This window comes from Pseudomonas oryzae (genome assembly GCF_900104805.1).
Lineage (GTDB): Bacteria > Pseudomonadota > Gammaproteobacteria > Pseudomonadales > Pseudomonadaceae > Geopseudomonas > Geopseudomonas oryzae.
This window is the reverse complement of the sequence record NZ_LT629751.1, coordinates 2648390-2663643: the sequence shown is the minus strand read 5'-3', so window position 1 is coordinate 2663643 and position 15254 is coordinate 2648390. Positions and strand designations below refer to the sequence as shown.

The window sequence follows — 15254 nt, the reverse complement described above, 5'->3', positions numbered from 1 at the left end:
TGAGCTCAGGAGTGGTGGAGGGAGTGGCGCGATGGTGCCACCGCTTCCGTGTCGCTGGCCAGCGGCGCGCGGCGCGCCAGCTGGGCGACCACTACCGCGGTGGCGGCGGCGGACAGCAGGTGCTTGAGGGTATGGCCGGTCAGCGGGGCGAACAGGGCGGCCAGCTGATGGTCGAGCAGCTCGGCGAGCTTGGCCAGCAGGTACAGGCCCATGGCACCGGCGAAGGCCAGGCGCTCGCCGCGCGGGCGGCCATGCAGCCACTGCCACAGCGGGATCAGCAGGATGGTCAGCAGCTGCAGCAGCAGGTAGGGGCGCAGGTCGCCGACGCCGGTCAGCGCGGTGAGGTACCACCACAGCACGCCGGCCAGCGCGAAGGCTCCGAGCAGGGCGGCGAAGGCGCGGCCATCGCGTTGGCGACAATCGGCCCACACCCCGGCCAGCAGGCCGGCGCTGGCCAGGGCGATCGGCAGGCGGTCCCACAGCAGGCGGTGGTCGTCGGGCGCCAGGTGATACCAGCTCGAACCCGCGGCGGTGAGCAGCAGGCCGGCGAGGAACAGCGCGTAGCCCGGCCAGCTGTGCGCGAAGTGGCTGTGGCGGCGCGGCGCCAGGCGCCACAGCCCCCACAGGGCGACCACGGCGAAGCCGAGGTTGGACAGCACGTCGCAGAAGTGGGGGATGCCGAACAGGGTCAGCCGGTCGGCGAAGGCGTGGTAGTCCTCGAACTGGGCGATGGGCCCGTGCAGCAGGGCGGCGGCCGATAGCAGCAGGGTGAGCAGCAGCGGCAGGTGGCGAGAGCAGCGATCCATGGCGGTCTCCAGGGTGGTGGGTGAGCCGAGCATGGCCTCGGGAAACGTGAAGCGAAACTCCGTCGAGAAATGTCGCGTCGCGTACACTGCAAGGTATCGAAAAACGCTACTTTCCGTGCCCCATGAGCGAACTCGACCAGTTGATCGCCACCCTCAAGCGCCAGCTCAAGGCGCGCGGCATGACCTATCGCGACCTCGCCGGCGAACTCGACCTCTCCGAGGCCAGCGTCAAGCGCCTGTTCGCCAGCGGCAGCTTCAGCCTCGAGCGCCTGCTGCAGATCGCCCATCTGCTCGGCTTCACCCTAGCCGAGCTGAGCCAGGAGGCCGCCGCCAGCGGCCAGCGCCTGCACACCCTGAGCGAGGCCCAGGAGCGCGAGCTGGTCTCCGACGACCGCCTGCTGCTGGTGGCGGTGTGCGTGCTCAACCAGTGGCGCCTGGCCGACATCCTCAGCGTATACCGCCTGAGCGAGAGCGAGGCGATCCGCTGCCTGGCGCGCCTCGACCGCCTGCGCCTGATCGAGCTGCTGCCCGGCAACCGCGTGCGCCTCAACGTGGCGCGCGACTTCGACTGGCGGCCCGACGGGCCGATCCAGCGCTTCTTCCTGCGCCAGGGTCTCGGCGAGTTCCTCGCCAGCGATTTCGCCGGCGCCGACCAGGCCCTCGGCTTCGCCCACGGCATGCTCACCGAGGCGGCGCTGGCCCAGCTGCAGGCCGAGGTGCGCCGCCTGCGCCAGCGCTTCGCCGAGCTGCACGAGGAGAGCCTGGCCGCGCCCTTGGCCAGGCGCCGCGGCTGCGGCCTGCTGCTGGCGCTGCGCGAGTGGGAGCTGGCGGCGTTCACCGCGCTGCGCCGCCACCAGGAGTAGGGTGCGCCGTGCGCACCGCCGTGCCTGTTGGTGCGCAGGGCGCACCCTACTCCAGAGGGGCGGGTGCCGGAAAACAAAACTCCCACCAGCACCGCCACCGGAAGTAGGGTGCACCGCGCGCACCGCCGTGCCTGTTGCTGCGCGCGGCGCACCCTACTCCAGCGGGGGCGGGTGCCGGAAAACAAAACTCCCCACCAGCACCGCCACCGGAAGTAGGGTGCGCCATGCGCACCAGCGAAGATAGGCCGGTGCGCGCGACGCACCCTACTCCTGCGGAGGCGGGCGCCGGAAACAAAACTCCCCCAGGAGCGGGGGAGTGGCTTAACGGCCTAAATGGGACACTGGAGATCGGGACGGCGGGATCAGACCGGGCCGCGGTGCTCGCGCTTGACCGTGCTGACGAAGGCCAGGCACTGCTCGAAGCTCAGGCTGTCGAACTTCGGGTGGTAGTCGGCCAGGCCCGCGGCCATGGTGATGACCTTGTCCTCGGCGCTCTGACCCTTGAAGTCGTCCTTGTCCAGGCGCAGGTCGTCCATCAGGGTCTGCCAGGCGGCGCCGCCGTCCGGGTGCGGCAGCAGGATGATGCCGACGCCGTCGAGGTCGGTGGTGAGCGACTTGGTCAGGTCCTCGACGTAGAACAGCACATGGATGTCGGCGGCCAGGTCGTGACGGTAGCGCTCGACGAACAGCGGCACCTCGGCCAGGTGGCTGAGGATGCCGCTGACCATGGCCAGCTTGTCGCCCTTGACCAGCACGGTGGCCTGCTTGACCACCGCGGTCGGCGGCAGGCGGCGGCCGGCGTCGTCGGCGACCTCGCCCTCGGTCAGCACCAGGTCGCCGCGGTAGGCATAGGTGTCGGCCTGGCTGGTGGCGCCGTTGACGCTCAGGTTGCACAGCAGGTTCTTCTCTTCGTAGGTTTTCAGCAGCATGGTGAGGCTCTCTCGTTGATCAAGGGATTCAGGCCACGCGCACGGTGTCGGCGGCAGCTTCGGGGTTGGCCAGGGCGAACAGGCGGCTCCAGTCGGCATCGATCAGTTGCAGGTGCTTGCGCGCGCAGACCTTGCTCTCCTTCTCGCTCGGTGCGCCGATCAGCGCCCAGCCGGCCGCCGGGGCGGCGTCGTGGATCAGGTCGCTCATCACCATGCGTTCGGTGTCGCGGTTGAAGCGCATGCCGAGGAACAGGTAGCGCTTGTTCTTGCGCTTGAGCTTGAGCCAGGCCGGCACCGCAAAGCCGCCCATCAGCTCGGTGATGTAGTCGACGAAGTCGGCGTCCGAGGCCACGTAGCCGGGCCGGGGCAGCGGCGTGCCGAGCGGCTTGAACAGCACCGGCAGCTCGGCGTCGACCTCGGCCAGCTCGATCGCGCGGTAGTGGCCGGCGTCGAACTGGTAGAGGTCGAAGCGATAGGGCGTGGCGGCGATGCGCGCGGCACCGACCACCAGGGTGTGGGCGCGGTCGGCGTAGCAGCGCTGCAGCTGGGTATCGCGGTTGCAGTCGATCACGTAGGGCAGGCGCTGGTCGGCCAGCCACTGGTGGAAGGGCGACGGCGTCCAGTGGTCGCTGGCGTAGGTCTGGGTCAGGAAGCGCTCGATGTAGCTGCGGCCCTTCTTGTTCTCCAGATGCATGGCGGCGCGCGGGAACTCGTACATCAGCCGTGGCGACATCGGCTGGCCGCCGGTCATGGCGAGGATCAGGCTGTCGCTGTCGGCCGGGATCGGCTTGCCGCTGAGGCGATCGACCACCCCGCGCAGGACGCCGGGGCCCAGGTAGGGAACGATATCGCCGCTGCCGAGTTGGGCGAGGATTTCCTCAATGGAAGTGCTGTTCACTGGACTCTCCCGCTGGAATAAGGCGTTGCTCGCCGGCACTGACGCAATATCCGAACCAGTTTCGCGGGAATACGACAACTCATTGATGCGCAATGAATTTATTTGCCGTGTTGGTAGTCGAGGAGTTTCCCGTAAATAACAAAAGCCAAGTAGCGCAGCGACAATTGTCGTATTCGCGACAGGCCGAGTGCGGCTCGCTGGCGAACTTTGCGAACCACGGAAAAGTTTGTTGGGTTGTCGCCATTGGCACATGGCGCGAGAGGCCTTTGTTGTGTATCGAACCGCTCGGAATGCCCCGGTGAGTATTATTTATTCGATTTAAATCAATGACTTATGAGTTGTTTTCGGTGCTGGCACAGACGCTGCATCGATCAGGTTGCGCAGGCTTGTTCGGGCCTACAGCCCACAAACGTGGAAACGAAACCTGAGGAACTTGATTATGGCAATGCGTCAATGCGCTATCTACGGTAAGGGTGGGATCGGCAAGTCCACCACTACTCAGAACCTCGTGGCTGCTCTGGCCGAAATGGGCAAGAAAGTCATGATCGTCGGCTGCGACCCGAAAGCCGACTCCACCCGCCTGATCCTGCACTCCAAGGCGCAGAACACCATCATGGAAATGGCCGCCGAGGCCGGCACCGTGGAAGACCTCGAGCTGGAAGACGTGCTCAAGGTCGGCTTCGGTGGCGTCAAGTGCGTCGAGTCCGGTGGCCCGGAGCCGGGCGTTGGCTGCGCCGGCCGTGGCGTGATCACCGCGATCAACTTCCTCGAGGAGGAAGGCGCCTATGACGAGGACCTCGACTTCGTGTTCTACGACGTGCTCGGCGACGTGGTGTGCGGCGGTTTCGCCATGCCCATCCGCGAGAACAAGGCCCAGGAAATCTACATCGTCTGCTCCGGCGAGATGATGGCCATGTACGCCGCCAACAACATCTCCAAAGGCATCGTGAAGTACGCCAACTCCGGTGGCGTGCGCCTGGCCGGCCTGATCTGCAACAGCCGCAACACCGACCGCGAAGACGAGCTGATCATGGCCCTGGCCGACAAGCTGGGCACCCAGATGATCCACTTCGTGCCGCGCGACAACGTGGTGCAGCGCGCCGAAATCCGCCGCATGACCGTGATCGAGTACGACCCGCAGGCCAAGCAGGCCGACGAGTACCGCGCGCTGGCCAACAAGATCGTCAACAACAAGAAGCTGATCATTCCGACCCCGATCACCATGGACGAGCTGGAAGCCCTGCTCATGGAGTTCGGCATCATGGAAGAAGAGGACCTGAGCATCGTCGGCAAGACCGCCGCCGACGAGGTCAGCGCCTGATCGCATCGCCGCTGAAGGACGGGGCAGGGCAGATGGGCCCTGTCGGAGCGTCGCACTGCGCCGGGCGCAGTGCGGCCCATCCGTTACCCGCACATGAACGCAAGGCAAGAGGAACATACCCATGTCCGGTATGACGCGCGAAGAGGTCGAGAGCCTCATCCAGGAAGTCCTGGAAGTTTATCCCGAGAAGGCCCGCAAGGACCGCGCCAAGCACCTGGCCGTCAACGACCAGTCGCTGACCCAGTCGAAGAAGTGCATCACCTCGAACAAGAAGTCGCTGCCCGGTCTGATGACCATCCGCGGCTGCGCCTACGCCGGTTCCAAGGGCGTGGTCTGGGGCCCGATCAAGGACATGATCCACATCTCCCACGGCCCGGTGGGCTGCGGCCAGTATTCGCGTGCCGGCCGCCGCAACTACTACATCGGCACCACCGGCGTGAACGCCTTCGTGACCATGAACTTCACCTCGGACTTCCAGGAGAAGGACATCGTCTTCGGCGGCGACAAGAAGCTGTCCAAGCTGATCGACGAGATCGAGACCCTGTTCCCGCTGAACAAGGGCATCTCCATCCAGTCCGAGTGCCCGATCGGCCTGATCGGCGACGACATCGAGGCGGTGGCCAAGCGCAAGGCCGCCGAGCACGAGACCACCGTGGTCCCGGTGCGTTGCGAAGGCTTCCGCGGCGTGTCGCAGTCCCTCGGCCACCACATCGCCAACGACGCGGTGCGCGACTGGGTGCTGGACAAGCGCGACAACGACAACTCCTTCCAGACCACCCCCTACGACGTGGCCATCATCGGCGACTACAACATCGGTGGTGACGCCTGGTCCTCGCGCATCCTCCTCGAGGAAATGGGCCTGCGCGTGGTCGCCCAGTGGTCCGGCGACGGCTCCATCGCCGAGATCGAGCTGACCCCCAAGGTCAAGCTGAACCTGGTGCACTGCTACCGCTCGATGAACTACATCTCCCGGCACATGGAAGAGAAGTACGGCATCCCATGGATGGAGTACAACTTCTTCGGCCCGACCAAGACCATCGAATCGCTGCGCGCCATCGCCGCCAAGTTCGACGAGTCGATCCAGGCCAAGTGCGAGGAAGTGATCGCCAAGTACCAGGTCGAGTGGGAAGCCGTGGTCGCCAAGTACCGTCCGCGTCTGGAAGGCAAGCGCGTCATGCTCTACATCGGCGGTCTGCGTCCGCGCCACGTGATCGGCGCCTACGAGGATCTGGGCATGGAAGTGGTCGGCACCGGCTACGAGTTCGCTCACAACGACGATTACGACCGCACCATCAAGGAAATGGGCAACGCGACCCTGCTCTACGACGATGTCACCGGCTACGAGTTCGAGGAGTTCGTCAAGAAGGTCAAGCCCGACCTGATCGGCTCCGGCATCAAGGAGAAGTTCATCTTCCAGAAGATGGGCATCCCGTTCCGCCAGATGCACTCCTGGGACTACTCCGGCCCGTACCACGGCTTCGACGGCTTCGCCATCTTCGCCCGTGACATGGACATGACCCTCAACAACCCGTGCTGGAACAAGCTGCAGGCCCCCTGGCAGAAGGCGGAAGCAACCGCCGAGAAAGTCGCCGCCAGCGCCTGATAGTCCGCCGCCGTATGAACCGTCCGCTGCGGGCGGTGCGTCGCCCGCAGCCGACATCCGCAAGCGCCGAGCACAGATGAGTGCGGCGCAGGAGAAGAGTCATGAGCCAGCAAGTCGACAACATCAAACCCAGCTATCCGCTGTTCCGCGAGGAAGAGTACACCTCGATGCTTGCCAGGAAGCGCGATGCCTTCGAAGAGAAGCATCCGCAGGACAAGATCGACGAAGTCTTCCAGTGGACCACCACCCAGGAATACCAGGAGCTGAACTTCGCCCGCGAAGCCCTGACCGTCAACCCGGCCAAGGCCTGTCAGCCGCTCGGCTCGGTGCTGTGCGCCCTGGGCTTCGAGAAGACCATGCCCTACGTGCACGGCTCGCAGGGCTGCGTGGCCTATTTCCGCACCTACTTCAACCGCCACTTCCGCGAGCCGGTGTCCTGCGTGTCCGACTCGATGACCGAAGACGCCGCGGTGTTCGGCGGTCAGCAGAACATGAAGGACGGCCTGCAGAACTGCATGGCCACCTACAAGCCGGACATGATCGCCGTGTCCACCACCTGCATGGCCGAGGTCATCGGCGACGACCTCAACGCCTTCATCAACAACTCGAAGAAGGAAGGGTTCATCCCGGAGGAGTATCCGGTGCCCTTCGCGCATACCCCGAGCTTCGTCGGCAGCCACGTCACCGGCTGGGACAACATGTTCGAGGGCATCGCCCGCTACTTCACCCTGAACCACATGGAAGACAAGGTGGTCGGCAGCAACCACAAGGTCAACGTGGTGCCGGGCTTCGAGACCTACCTGGGCAACTTCCGCGTGATCAAGCGCATGCTCAAGGAAATGGACGTCGGCTACAGCTTCCTCTCCGATCCGGAGGAAGTGCTGGATACCCCGGCCGACGGTCAGTTCCGCATGTACGCCGGCGGCACCACCCAGGCCGAGATCAAGGACGCGCCGAACGCCCTCACCACCCTGCTGCTGCAGCCGTGGCACCTGGAAAAGACCAAGAAGTTCGTCGAGAACACCTGGAAGCACGACGTACCCAAGCTGAACATCCCGATGGGCCTGGACTGGACCGACGAATTCCTGATGAAGATCAGCGAAGTCACCGGCCAGCCGATCCCGGAAAGCCTGGCCAAGGAGCGCGGTCGCCTGGTCGACATGATCACCGACTCGCACACCTGGCTGCACGGCAAGCGCTTCGCCCTGTGGGGTGACCCGGACTTCGTCATGGGCATGGTCAAGTTCCTGCTGGAGCTGGGTTGCGAGCCGGTACACATCCTCTGCCACAACGGCAACAAGCGCTGGAAGAAGGCCGTCGAGGCCATCCTCGAGGCTTCGCCGTACGGCAAGAACTGCACCGTGTACATCGGCAAGGACCTCTGGCACCTGCGCTCGCTGGTGTTCACCGACAAGCCGGACTTCATGATCGGCAACAGCTACGGCAAGTTCATCCAGCGCGACACCCTGCACAAGGGCAAGGAGTTCGAGGTGCCGCTGATCCGCATCGGCTTCCCGATCTTCGACCGTCACCACCTGCACCGCTCCACCACCATGGGCTACGAGGGCGCCATGCAGATGCTGACCACCATCGTCAACTCCATCCTGGAGCGCCTGGACGAGGAAACCCGCGGCATGCAGACCACCGACTACAACTACGACCTGGTGCGCTGAAGCGCAGTCGGTAGCGGTACCGGCCGGGGCGGCATGCGCCGCTCCGGCCCGCTTCACCCCACTGTCCGCCGGCGTCCGGGTCCAGAGCCCCCGGACGCCGGCGGCGGTGCCCATCCCGATCCGGAGAACCGCCATGCCCAGCGTCATGATCCGCCGCAACGCCGAAGGCCAGCTGGCCTTCTACATCGCCAAGAAGGACCAGGAGGAGATCGTCGTCGCCCTCGAGCACGACAGCGCCGAACTGTGGGGCGGCGAGGTCACCCTCGGCGACGGCTCCAGCTACTACATCGAGCCGATCCCCCAGCCCAAGCTGCCGATCACCGTGCGCGCCAGGCGAGCCGGCGAGGCCTGAGATCGTGAGCGCGCCTCCCGTTTCCAGGCATGCGCAGCTGCCGGGCCACCTGGCCCTGCGGATCGCCCTGGCGGCGCGCACGCTCAAGGGCGTCGACACCGCACACCTGCTGCGCGCGGTGATCGCCGCGGTCGGCGAACCCATCACCGAGGCCCGCCTGCGCAAGCTGCGCGCCTCGCGGCTGTACGCGCGCCTGCAGGAAAGCGTGCCGCCCGGCGGCGAGCTGCCGCTGATCGGCGAGCGCCAGCTGCACAGCGCCCTCGGCCTGCTCAAGGGCCGCGGGGTGAGCATGCCGGAGGATCCGCTGCCGGTGCCGCAGGGCTACCGCGACGGCGAGTTCGAGGACTCGGTGCGCATCGCCTGCGCCTCCGATGGCGGCGAGCGCATGGACGGCAGATTCGGCGGCTGTGCGCGCTTCCTCATCTACCAGATCTCCCCGCACGCCAGCCGGCTGATCGCCATCCGCGAACCCGCCCCGGCGACCGAGGACGACGACCGTTATGCCCTGCGCGCCGAACTCATTCACGATTGCCAGCTGCTCTACACCCTCAGCATCGGCGGCCCGGCCGCGGCCAAGGTGATCCGCGCCGGCGTGCACCCGATCAAGCAGCCCCGCGCGCTGCCGGCGCGCGAGCTCGTCGAGGAGCTGCAGCGGGTGCTGGCGACCCTGCCGCCGCCCTGGCTGGCCAAGGTCATGGGCGCCGAGCCGGTGCGGCGCGTGCGCTTCACCCCCGATAGCGGGCTTTGACAGTTACCGACGAGGACCCAGCCATGATCAGCCAGAAACTACTCGACGACGTCATCCGTCGGGCCGAGGAGGGCGTGCTCGACGACGCCCTGATCGCCAGCCTGCGCAGCGCCCACCCCGGCGTGCACTTCACTTGGTGCATGGACGACGACATCGTGGTCAACGCCCGGCCGCTGGTCGAGCGACCGCGTTTCAACCTCTACCTGGTCAACTCCAGCGCCCACTGCTCGGTGCTCACCAACGACTGCGCAGCGGCCTCCGGCGTGGTGCTGGCCGAAGTCATTGCCGATTGAGGTGCGCATGTTCGACGACCAGGGCCAGGACCACACCCCGCTCGGCGACTGCCTGCAATGCAGCTTCCGCCGCAACCTGCTGCTGACCGGGCGCTGCACGCCGGGCGATGCCTGCGTGGCGGTGGAGAGCGGCCGGCAGATCGACCGCTTCTTCCGCAACAACCCGCAGCTCGCCGTGCAGTACCTGGCCGACCCGTTCTGGGAGCGGCGCGCCATCGCCGTGCGCTACGCGCCGCTGGAGGCGTTGCCCTCCCTGGTGCGCGACAGCGACGAAGCGGTGCGCCGCGCGGTGGCCTATCGCCTGCCGCGCGAGCAGTTGTACCTGCTGATGCAGGACGAGGACCGCGAGGTGCGCATCACCGTGGCCGACCGCCTGCCGGTCGAGCTGCTCGAGCAGATGGCCGCCGACCGCGACTACCTGGTGCGCGCCTACGTGGTCCAGCGCATCGCCCCGGGCCGGCTGTTCCGCTTCATCCGCGACGACGACCGCCAGGTGCGCAAGCTGGTCGCCCGGCGCCTGCCGGAGATCAGCCTGGGGTTGATGATCGACGACCCCGAACCGGAAATCCGCCGCATCGTCGCCTCGCGCCTGCACGGCGAGGATGTGGTGCAAATGCTCCACGACCCCGACTGGACGGTACGCCTGGCGGCGGTGGAGAACGCGCCGCTGGAGGCGCTGCGCACGCTGGACGAGCAGGACCCGGAGGTGCGGGCGGCGATCGGGGAGCGGTTGGGGTAGGGGGCAGGCACTTTCGCCTGTCCGCCACTTGGGCTGCTCATAAAGGTTCCCGGCTGGCACGCCGGCGATGGATGAGCAACGCCCACAGCCAGACAGCCAGTTCGACCGCGAAGGACCAGTGCAGGATGAAGTTCAGCCACCAGGGCTTGAACAGGGCCGGGACGCTGAACAGGGCGAAAGGCTGGTCGACGAAGGGCGCCAGCCACCAGATATCGCCGACGAAACTGTCCAGCAGCAGATGGAGGATGCCGCCCAGGCTGAAAACCAGGGCGACGATGGGCCACCCGGATCTCGCGGCTATTCGCCGCCAGAGCAGGCAGGCCAGCGCCAGGCCGAACCAGAGAATGGGCCAGTGCACGAAATAGCGGTGGTGGTGGGTCTGCCGATTGTCGACCAGATAGAAGTAGAGCATGTCGAAGTCGGGCGCCACGGCACCGAGGATGCCGGCCAGCATGAGCGTGCGGGGCAGTACGGAATGCCGCCCGGCGCGCTTCAGCAGCAGCGAGGCCAGGATGTAGCCGGACGGCAGGTGGGCGATGAACATGGGGTGGCTCCTGGGGAGTCGATCCGGGCTGCAGACACGCAGGACTGCACGTCCCGGGAAGGCGGCAGTCCGTCAGGGATTCCTATGCGCCGGGCAGCGCATAGGTAACCTTGGCGCCCTCCACCCGCACGTAGCCGCGCTTCAGCAGCCCCTGGTAGACCGCCTCGATCTCGGTGAGGGGGCGCTGCTTGCCGCACTTGGCATGGATGGTGTTTAGCAGGGTCTTGGCGGTTCGCGGCTTGGAGGCCTTGCGCCGGATGAGGTCGTCGACCGCCACCCGGATCAACTCGTCCACGCTGCCGCTGGCCTGTTGCAGCGGGGCCTTTGTCGCCGTTGCTTGCGCCTCGGTGGGCGGTGTCGGTTTGCTTTCCAGCTGGGCGAAGCAGGGCATTTCCTCGATCGACTCGGAACGGGAGGAAAATATCTTCTTGGCCTTGAGGTGCTTGATCAGCGGGTCGAACCCCGTGTCCTTGGAAATGATGTGGAAGAAACCGGCGGGATCTTCCTTGGCCAGTGCTCCCAGGTAATAGGCGATGTGGAAATCGAGCGCGTTGCTGCCCGGCGTCTCCAGCTGGACATATTCGGCGCGGTCGCCCAGTTGCTGCATGGCCAGCACCAGCTCGACCGGCAGGCGGGTGTTCTTCGGCCCCAGAAACACCGTCACGCGGAAGTGTTCCTCGCGCAGCAGGTCGAGCGACTTGACCTGCACATTCTCGTAGTCGACCAGCACGTAGTTCGTCTTCAATTTCTGTCCTTGTTCTCGGCGCTCCGTCGCAGAGCCTGTCTTCCTGTGCGCGATCCGGGCAACGGACCCCTTGGCGCCTGACGGTAAGCGGCCGGCCCAGGCAGTGCAACCCTCCTGGGATAACGAAGATCGCCCTGCCACAGCCAGCGCGCTTGTGGCTATGATCGCCACCTTCACGCCCAACCTAGGTGATATCCGATGTCCCTGAGCGCAGAGCAACTCGCCGAGTACCAGGCCTTCGCCGAGCAACTGGCCGACGCCGCGGCCGCCGCCATCCAGCCCTACTTCCGCGCCCCGCTGGCGGTGGAGGACAAGGGCGGCCGGCTTTACGATCCGGTCACCGCGGCCGACAAGGCCGCCGAGCGGGCCATGCGCGAGCTGATCCGCGCGCGCTACCCCGAGCACGGCATCCTCGGCGAGGAGGAGGAAGCCACCGCCGGCAGCAGCGCGCTGACCTGGGTGCTCGACCCCATCGACGGCACCCGCGCCTTCATCACCGGCCTGCCGCTGTGGGGCACGCTGATCGCCCTCAACGACGGCCAGCGGCCGCTGCTCGGGGTGATGAACCAGCCGTTCACCGGCGAGCGCTACGTCGGCACCCCGGCCGGCGCCTGGCGCAACGGCGACGCGCTGCAGACCCGCGCCTGCGCCAGCCTCGCCAGCGCCCGGCTGATGTGCACCACCCCGGACATGTTCGACACCCCGGCGCGGCGCCAGGCCTTCGACGCGGTGGCCGCCCAGGCCCAGCTGCTGCGCTTCGGCGGCGACTGCTACGCCTACTGCATGCTCGCCTCGGGCTTCGTCGACGCCATCGTCGAGGCCAGCCTGCAGCCCTACGACATCCAGGCGCTGATGCCCATCGTCGAGGGCGCCGGCGGCGTGGTGACCGCGTGGGACGGCGGCTCGGCGCAGAACGGCGGTGCGGTGATCGCCTGCGGCGACCCGCAACTGCACGCCCAACTGATCGAGCTGCTGCGCCACGCCGCCTGAGGCGCGCGTCTGCCGCCGCCCCACGAGGCCGCCCGCGGGCGGCCTCGTCGCATCCGCCCCGCGCTCGGCATGGCCGCCGGCCGCTCCGAGCAGGACGCGATCATGGGCGCGCCCCATGCCAGCCGCCCGGCGCTGGAGCGCTACGCGCAACCGGCGGCGTTAGCCATGCGCAGCCGCATCGGCGACAATGCCGCGACACTTCCCGTCTCACAGGATCTCCCCATGAAAGACCAGCTCGTCGAGCTGATCACCCTGATCAGTTCCGGCTGCATGCGCGACGAGGACATCGCGCGCATCGCCGACGAGGCCGCCCAGGCCTACGCCGATCCGCAGGCGTTCCTCGCCGCCAATCCGGACGTCAACTACGACGACGATTTCCCCATCCCGCTCGGCGAGTGGGTGGTGGTCGGCAGCCTGCCGGACACCGTGCTGTTCCAGGCCGACGACGGCGAGCAGCTGTTCGAGCAGATCCGCTCCTCGTTCGGCCCGGACGTGCCCTTCGTGCTGACCGCCAAGCAGTTGGCCAAGTCCGACCTGCTCTCCCAGCTGCGCCGCATCCAGGTGCAGATGAGCGCGCTGTACCCGGAGAAGGGCGGCTACGTGCTGGTCGATTTCAGCGAGCCGCTCGACGACGAACTGCAGGTGGTGCTGGTCTACAGCGCCGACCTGGCGCGCGTGCTGGAGCTGGCCGTGGCAGTCGGCATCTACGCCGCACCGGCCTACGAGACCCTGCTGGCCGAGTCGCAGGCCGAGGGCGAGGCGCAGTAAGCATCGCTCCCGTCGCCGCGCCCCGCTGGCGCGGCGGCTTCCCGCCGGGTTGCCCGGCAGCCCTCCGCTTTTCCTCCCTCTCTCCTGCTTTGCCGCGTCGCGGCGGGGCACTTTCGCGTCGTCCAGACGCACTCCGCGTGCGGCCACTCACGGCATGCTCGATGCTGCCATCTGCCTGTCTCCCGTACTCCTGCCGCTGCCCGGTCCATATCCCGCGCCGCCGTGCGTTGCCCCGAAACAGGCCGGCCTGCCCCGCGGTTGTGCAGGCGCTGGCTGGCGGATGGCCAGCGTGTGGGCCATGCCCCTGCGCAGCAATAAAACAAATCCTTGTAAATCAACAGGTTGAAATTTTCTGGCACGCAACATGCTTTCCCATAAGGAACAAAATGTTCTTTTGAGTAATCTTAACCGCTGCGCGCCGAGCTCCGGCCCGCGACTGCGGCGGGGCAGGGGAGGGGTTGCGGATGAGTGGCGAAGTGACGGGCGCGATGCCCAGTACGCCGGTGTATGCACCGGAGATTTCCATCCTGGCCAGCGGGCGACGCCTGCTGGTGCTCCAGGATGCCGGACTGGCGGAGGCTGCCCAGCTGTACGGGCAGCTGGGCGCCGATGGCCAGCCGGTGGAGCTGGTCGCCCTGCGCGGCGAGGCGCCCTGGGCCGACGGCCAGCGCGGCTGCGGCAGTACCGATCTGCTCGAGGTGCGTGTGCTCACCCTGCTGTCCACCGCGCCGGTGGGCAGCCGGGTGTACGTGTGCGGCGACGAGGCCTTCGCCTGGCGCATCTATCGGCTGGCGCGCAACAGCGGCCTGCTCGCCGAGGAGATCGAGCTGATCAAGACCGGCAGCCGGCGCGAACTGTACTGCGTGCACTGCGCCACCCTGCAGACCATCGGCAGCGAGCAGGAAGTCGCCTGCCGCCACTGTGGCGTGCAGCTCCTGGTACGCGAGCACTTCTCGCGTCGCCTGGGCGCCTACATGGGCGTCTGCCTGAACCCGGACCAGCCTTACGCGGAGGACAAGGCATGAACGGACTGCTCGACGTGCGGGTGGCGGCGGTGCGCCAGCTGACCCCACTGGTGCGCGAATTCACCTTCGAGGCCGAGGGCGGCGCGCTGCCCGGCTTCTCCGCCGGCAGCCATGTGGTGGTGCACATGCCGGCGGCGGGGCGCACCCTGCGCAACGCCTATTCGCTGCTCGGCGATCCGGCCGACGCGCAGCGCTACCGCATCGCCGTGCGCCTGCAGGAAGACTCGCGCGGCGGCTCGCGCTTCATGCACGAGCAGGTCGCCGCGGGCGACCGCCTGCAGCTGTCGCCGCCGGCCAACCTGTTCGGCCTGAACTCCCAGGCGCACCATCACCTGCTGATCGCCGGCGGTATCGGCATCACCCCGTTCCTGGCCCAGATCGCCGAGCTGGAGCGCCGCGGCGCCAGCTTCGAGCTGCACTACGCCTGTCGCGGCGGTCTCACCGACGCCTACCGCGACGAGCTGGCCACCCGCCTCGGCGCGCGCTTCCACGCCTACGACGCCAGTGCCGGCGAGCGCCTCGAGCTCACCGCGCTGCTGCGCCACCAGCCGCTGGCGACCCACGCCTACGTGTGCGGCCCGCAGCGGCTGATCGACGGCGTGCGTGAGGCGGCGCAGGGCCTGCGCTGGCCGCAGGGCCGGGTGCACTGGGAGGCCTTCGCTGGCGCGGCGCCGGGCGCCGGTGCGCCGGCCGAGCCCTTCGTCGCCGACCTGGCCGGCAGCGGCCGGCGCCTCGAGGTGGCGGCCGACCTCAGTCTGCTCGAGGCGCTCGAGCAGGCCGGCGTGGCGGTGCCCAGCCTGTGCCGCGGTGGCGTCTGCGGCCAGTGCGCGACGCGCTACCTGCGCGGCGCGGTGGAGCACCGCGACAGCTTCCTTGCCGAGGCCGAACGCGCCGACCAGCTGATGCCCTGCGTGTCGCGCGGCTGCGCCGGCAGCACCCTGGTCCTCGACCTCTAGT

General features: G+C 67.4%; 17 protein-coding genes. 12 read left to right on the top strand and 5 right to left on the bottom strand.

The window, feature by feature from the left end; all coding sequences use genetic code 11:
• Nucleotides 1-5: 5 nt before the first annotated feature.
• Nucleotides 6-806, bottom strand: a complete 801-nt coding sequence (locus BLT78_RS11950; RefSeq protein ID WP_157719539.1) for a hypothetical protein — start codon at nucleotides 804-806, stop codon at nucleotides 6-8.
• 122 nt (nucleotides 807-928) lie between these two features.
• On the opposite strand from BLT78_RS11950, the gene BLT78_RS11945 reads away from it, so the two are divergent.
• The gene (locus BLT78_RS11945) at nucleotides 929-1669 is read left to right on the top strand and encodes a helix-turn-helix domain-containing protein (protein WP_090349189.1); all 741 of its coding nucleotides are present in this window, start codon (nucleotides 929-931) and stop codon (nucleotides 1667-1669) included.
• 362 nt (nucleotides 1670-2031) lie between these two features.
• Here the strand turns inward: BLT78_RS11945 and BLT78_RS11940 are convergent, their stop codons facing one another.
• Both BLT78_RS11940 and BLT78_RS11935 read right to left on the bottom strand, forming a co-directional pair.
• Nucleotides 2032-2598: a hypothetical protein gene (locus BLT78_RS11940; RefSeq protein ID WP_090349188.1), complete on the bottom strand. Its 567-nt coding sequence runs from the start codon at nucleotides 2596-2598 to the stop codon at nucleotides 2032-2034.
• Between the two features lie 28 nt (nucleotides 2599-2626).
• Nucleotides 2627-3496 carry an SIR2 family protein gene (locus tag BLT78_RS11935; protein WP_090349187.1) on the bottom strand — a complete coding sequence of 290 codons (870 nt, stop codon included), beginning with the start codon at nucleotides 3494-3496 and terminating at the stop codon, nucleotides 2627-2629.
• Between the two features lie 439 nt (nucleotides 3497-3935).
• On the opposite strand from BLT78_RS11935, the gene nifH reads away from it, so the two are divergent.
• From nifH to BLT78_RS11900, 7 genes are all read left to right on the top strand, one after another.
• Nucleotides 3936-4817 (top strand): nitrogenase iron protein, encoded by an 882-nt coding sequence (gene nifH / locus BLT78_RS11930; RefSeq protein ID WP_090349186.1) that lies wholly within the window; start codon nucleotides 3936-3938, stop codon nucleotides 4815-4817.
• A gap of 121 nt (nucleotides 4818-4938) precedes the next feature.
• Nucleotides 4939-6420, top strand: coding sequence for a nitrogenase molybdenum-iron protein alpha chain (gene nifD, locus BLT78_RS11925; protein ID WP_090349185.1), 1482 nt, complete (start codon nucleotides 4939-4941; stop codon nucleotides 6418-6420).
• Between the two features lie 101 nt (nucleotides 6421-6521).
• On the top strand, nucleotides 6522-8093 hold the full coding sequence (nifK, locus tag BLT78_RS11920) for a nitrogenase molybdenum-iron protein subunit beta (RefSeq protein ID WP_090349184.1): 1572 nt from the start codon (nucleotides 6522-6524) through the stop codon (nucleotides 8091-8093).
• A 133-nt stretch (nucleotides 8094-8226) separates the two neighbouring features.
• Entirely contained in the window at nucleotides 8227-8445 is a 219-nt protein-coding gene (nifT, locus tag BLT78_RS11915; protein ID WP_090349183.1) for a putative nitrogen fixation protein NifT, read from the top strand.
• Nucleotides 8446-8449: 4 nt separating this feature from the next.
• Nucleotides 8450-9193: a dinitrogenase iron-molybdenum cofactor biosynthesis protein gene (locus BLT78_RS11910; protein WP_231975621.1), complete on the top strand. Its 744-nt coding sequence runs from the start codon at nucleotides 8450-8452 to the stop codon at nucleotides 9191-9193.
• 23 nt (nucleotides 9194-9216) lie between these two features.
• Nucleotides 9217-9486 carry a DUF6129 family protein gene (locus BLT78_RS11905; protein ID WP_090349182.1) on the top strand — a complete coding sequence of 90 codons (270 nt, stop codon included), beginning with the start codon at nucleotides 9217-9219 and terminating at the stop codon, nucleotides 9484-9486.
• A gap of 7 nt (nucleotides 9487-9493) precedes the next feature.
• Entirely contained in the window at nucleotides 9494-10225 is a 732-nt protein-coding gene (locus tag BLT78_RS11900) for a 4Fe4S-binding leucine-rich repeat protein (RefSeq protein ID WP_090349181.1), read from the top strand.
• Nucleotides 10226-10262: 37 nt separating this feature from the next.
• On the opposite strand, the gene BLT78_RS11895 is transcribed toward BLT78_RS11900, so the two are convergent.
• Nucleotides 10263-10769, bottom strand: coding sequence for a metal-dependent hydrolase (locus tag BLT78_RS11895; protein WP_090349180.1), 507 nt, complete (start codon nucleotides 10767-10769; stop codon nucleotides 10263-10265).
• An 82-nt stretch (nucleotides 10770-10851) separates the two neighbouring features.
• Complete coding sequence (locus tag BLT78_RS11890) at nucleotides 10852-11514, bottom strand: PIN domain-containing protein (RefSeq protein WP_090349179.1); 663 nt, start codon at nucleotides 11512-11514, stop codon at nucleotides 10852-10854.
• Nucleotides 11515-11712: 198 nt separating this feature from the next.
• Between BLT78_RS11890 and hisN the strand changes: the two genes are divergently transcribed.
• From hisN to BLT78_RS11870, 4 genes are all read left to right on the top strand, one after another.
• Nucleotides 11713-12504 carry a histidinol-phosphatase gene (hisN, locus tag BLT78_RS11885; RefSeq protein ID WP_090349178.1) on the top strand — a complete coding sequence of 264 codons (792 nt, stop codon included), beginning with the start codon at nucleotides 11713-11715 and terminating at the stop codon, nucleotides 12502-12504.
• A 222-nt stretch (nucleotides 12505-12726) separates the two neighbouring features.
• On the top strand, nucleotides 12727-13272 hold the full coding sequence (locus BLT78_RS11880; protein WP_090349177.1) for a hypothetical protein: 546 nt from the start codon (nucleotides 12727-12729) through the stop codon (nucleotides 13270-13272).
• Nucleotides 13273-13736: 464 nt separating this feature from the next.
• The gene (locus BLT78_RS11875; RefSeq protein ID WP_090349176.1) at nucleotides 13737-14297 is read left to right on the top strand and encodes a dimethylamine monooxygenase subunit DmmA family protein; all 561 of its coding nucleotides are present in this window, start codon (nucleotides 13737-13739) and stop codon (nucleotides 14295-14297) included.
• On the top strand, nucleotides 14294-15253 hold the full coding sequence (locus tag BLT78_RS11870) for a PDR/VanB family oxidoreductase (protein ID WP_090349175.1): 960 nt from the start codon (nucleotides 14294-14296) through the stop codon (nucleotides 15251-15253). Before BLT78_RS11875 ends, BLT78_RS11870 begins: the two co-directional genes overlap by 4 nt.
• Nucleotide 15254: the final 1 nt, after the last annotated feature.

What these genes read in the sequence shown, in the direction of transcription:
- BLT78_RS11950 (WP_157719539.1), bottom strand. Translation starts at nt 806, where the DNA reads ATGGATCGCTGCTCTCGCCACCTGCCGCTGCTGCTCACCCTGCTGCTA.
- BLT78_RS11945 (WP_090349189.1), top strand. Translation starts at nt 929, where the DNA reads ATGAGCGAACTCGACCAGTTGATCGCCACCCTCAAGCGCCAGCTCAAG.
- BLT78_RS11940 (WP_090349188.1), bottom strand. Translation starts at nt 2,598, where the DNA reads ATGCTGCTGAAAACCTACGAAGAGAAGAACCTGCTGTGCAACCTGAGC.
- nifH (WP_090349186.1), top strand. Translation starts at nt 3,936, where the DNA reads ATGGCAATGCGTCAATGCGCTATCTACGGTAAGGGTGGGATCGGCAAG.
- nifD (WP_090349185.1), top strand. Translation starts at nt 4,939, where the DNA reads ATGTCCGGTATGACGCGCGAAGAGGTCGAGAGCCTCATCCAGGAAGTC.
- nifK (WP_090349184.1), top strand. Translation starts at nt 6,522, where the DNA reads ATGAGCCAGCAAGTCGACAACATCAAACCCAGCTATCCGCTGTTCCGC.
- nifT (WP_090349183.1), top strand. Translation starts at nt 8,227, where the DNA reads ATGCCCAGCGTCATGATCCGCCGCAACGCCGAAGGCCAGCTGGCCTTC.
- BLT78_RS11905 (WP_090349182.1), top strand. Translation starts at nt 9,217, where the DNA reads ATGATCAGCCAGAAACTACTCGACGACGTCATCCGTCGGGCCGAGGAG.
- BLT78_RS11900 (WP_090349181.1), top strand. Translation starts at nt 9,494, where the DNA reads ATGTTCGACGACCAGGGCCAGGACCACACCCCGCTCGGCGACTGCCTG.
- BLT78_RS11895 (WP_090349180.1), bottom strand. Translation starts at nt 10,769, where the DNA reads ATGTTCATCGCCCACCTGCCGTCCGGCTACATCCTGGCCTCGCTGCTG.
- hisN (WP_090349178.1), top strand. Translation starts at nt 11,713, where the DNA reads ATGTCCCTGAGCGCAGAGCAACTCGCCGAGTACCAGGCCTTCGCCGAG.
- BLT78_RS11880 (WP_090349177.1), top strand. Translation starts at nt 12,727, where the DNA reads ATGAAAGACCAGCTCGTCGAGCTGATCACCCTGATCAGTTCCGGCTGC.
- BLT78_RS11875 (WP_090349176.1), top strand. Translation starts at nt 13,737, where the DNA reads ATGAGTGGCGAAGTGACGGGCGCGATGCCCAGTACGCCGGTGTATGCA.
- BLT78_RS11870 (WP_090349175.1), top strand. Translation starts at nt 14,294, where the DNA reads ATGAACGGACTGCTCGACGTGCGGGTGGCGGCGGTGCGCCAGCTGACC.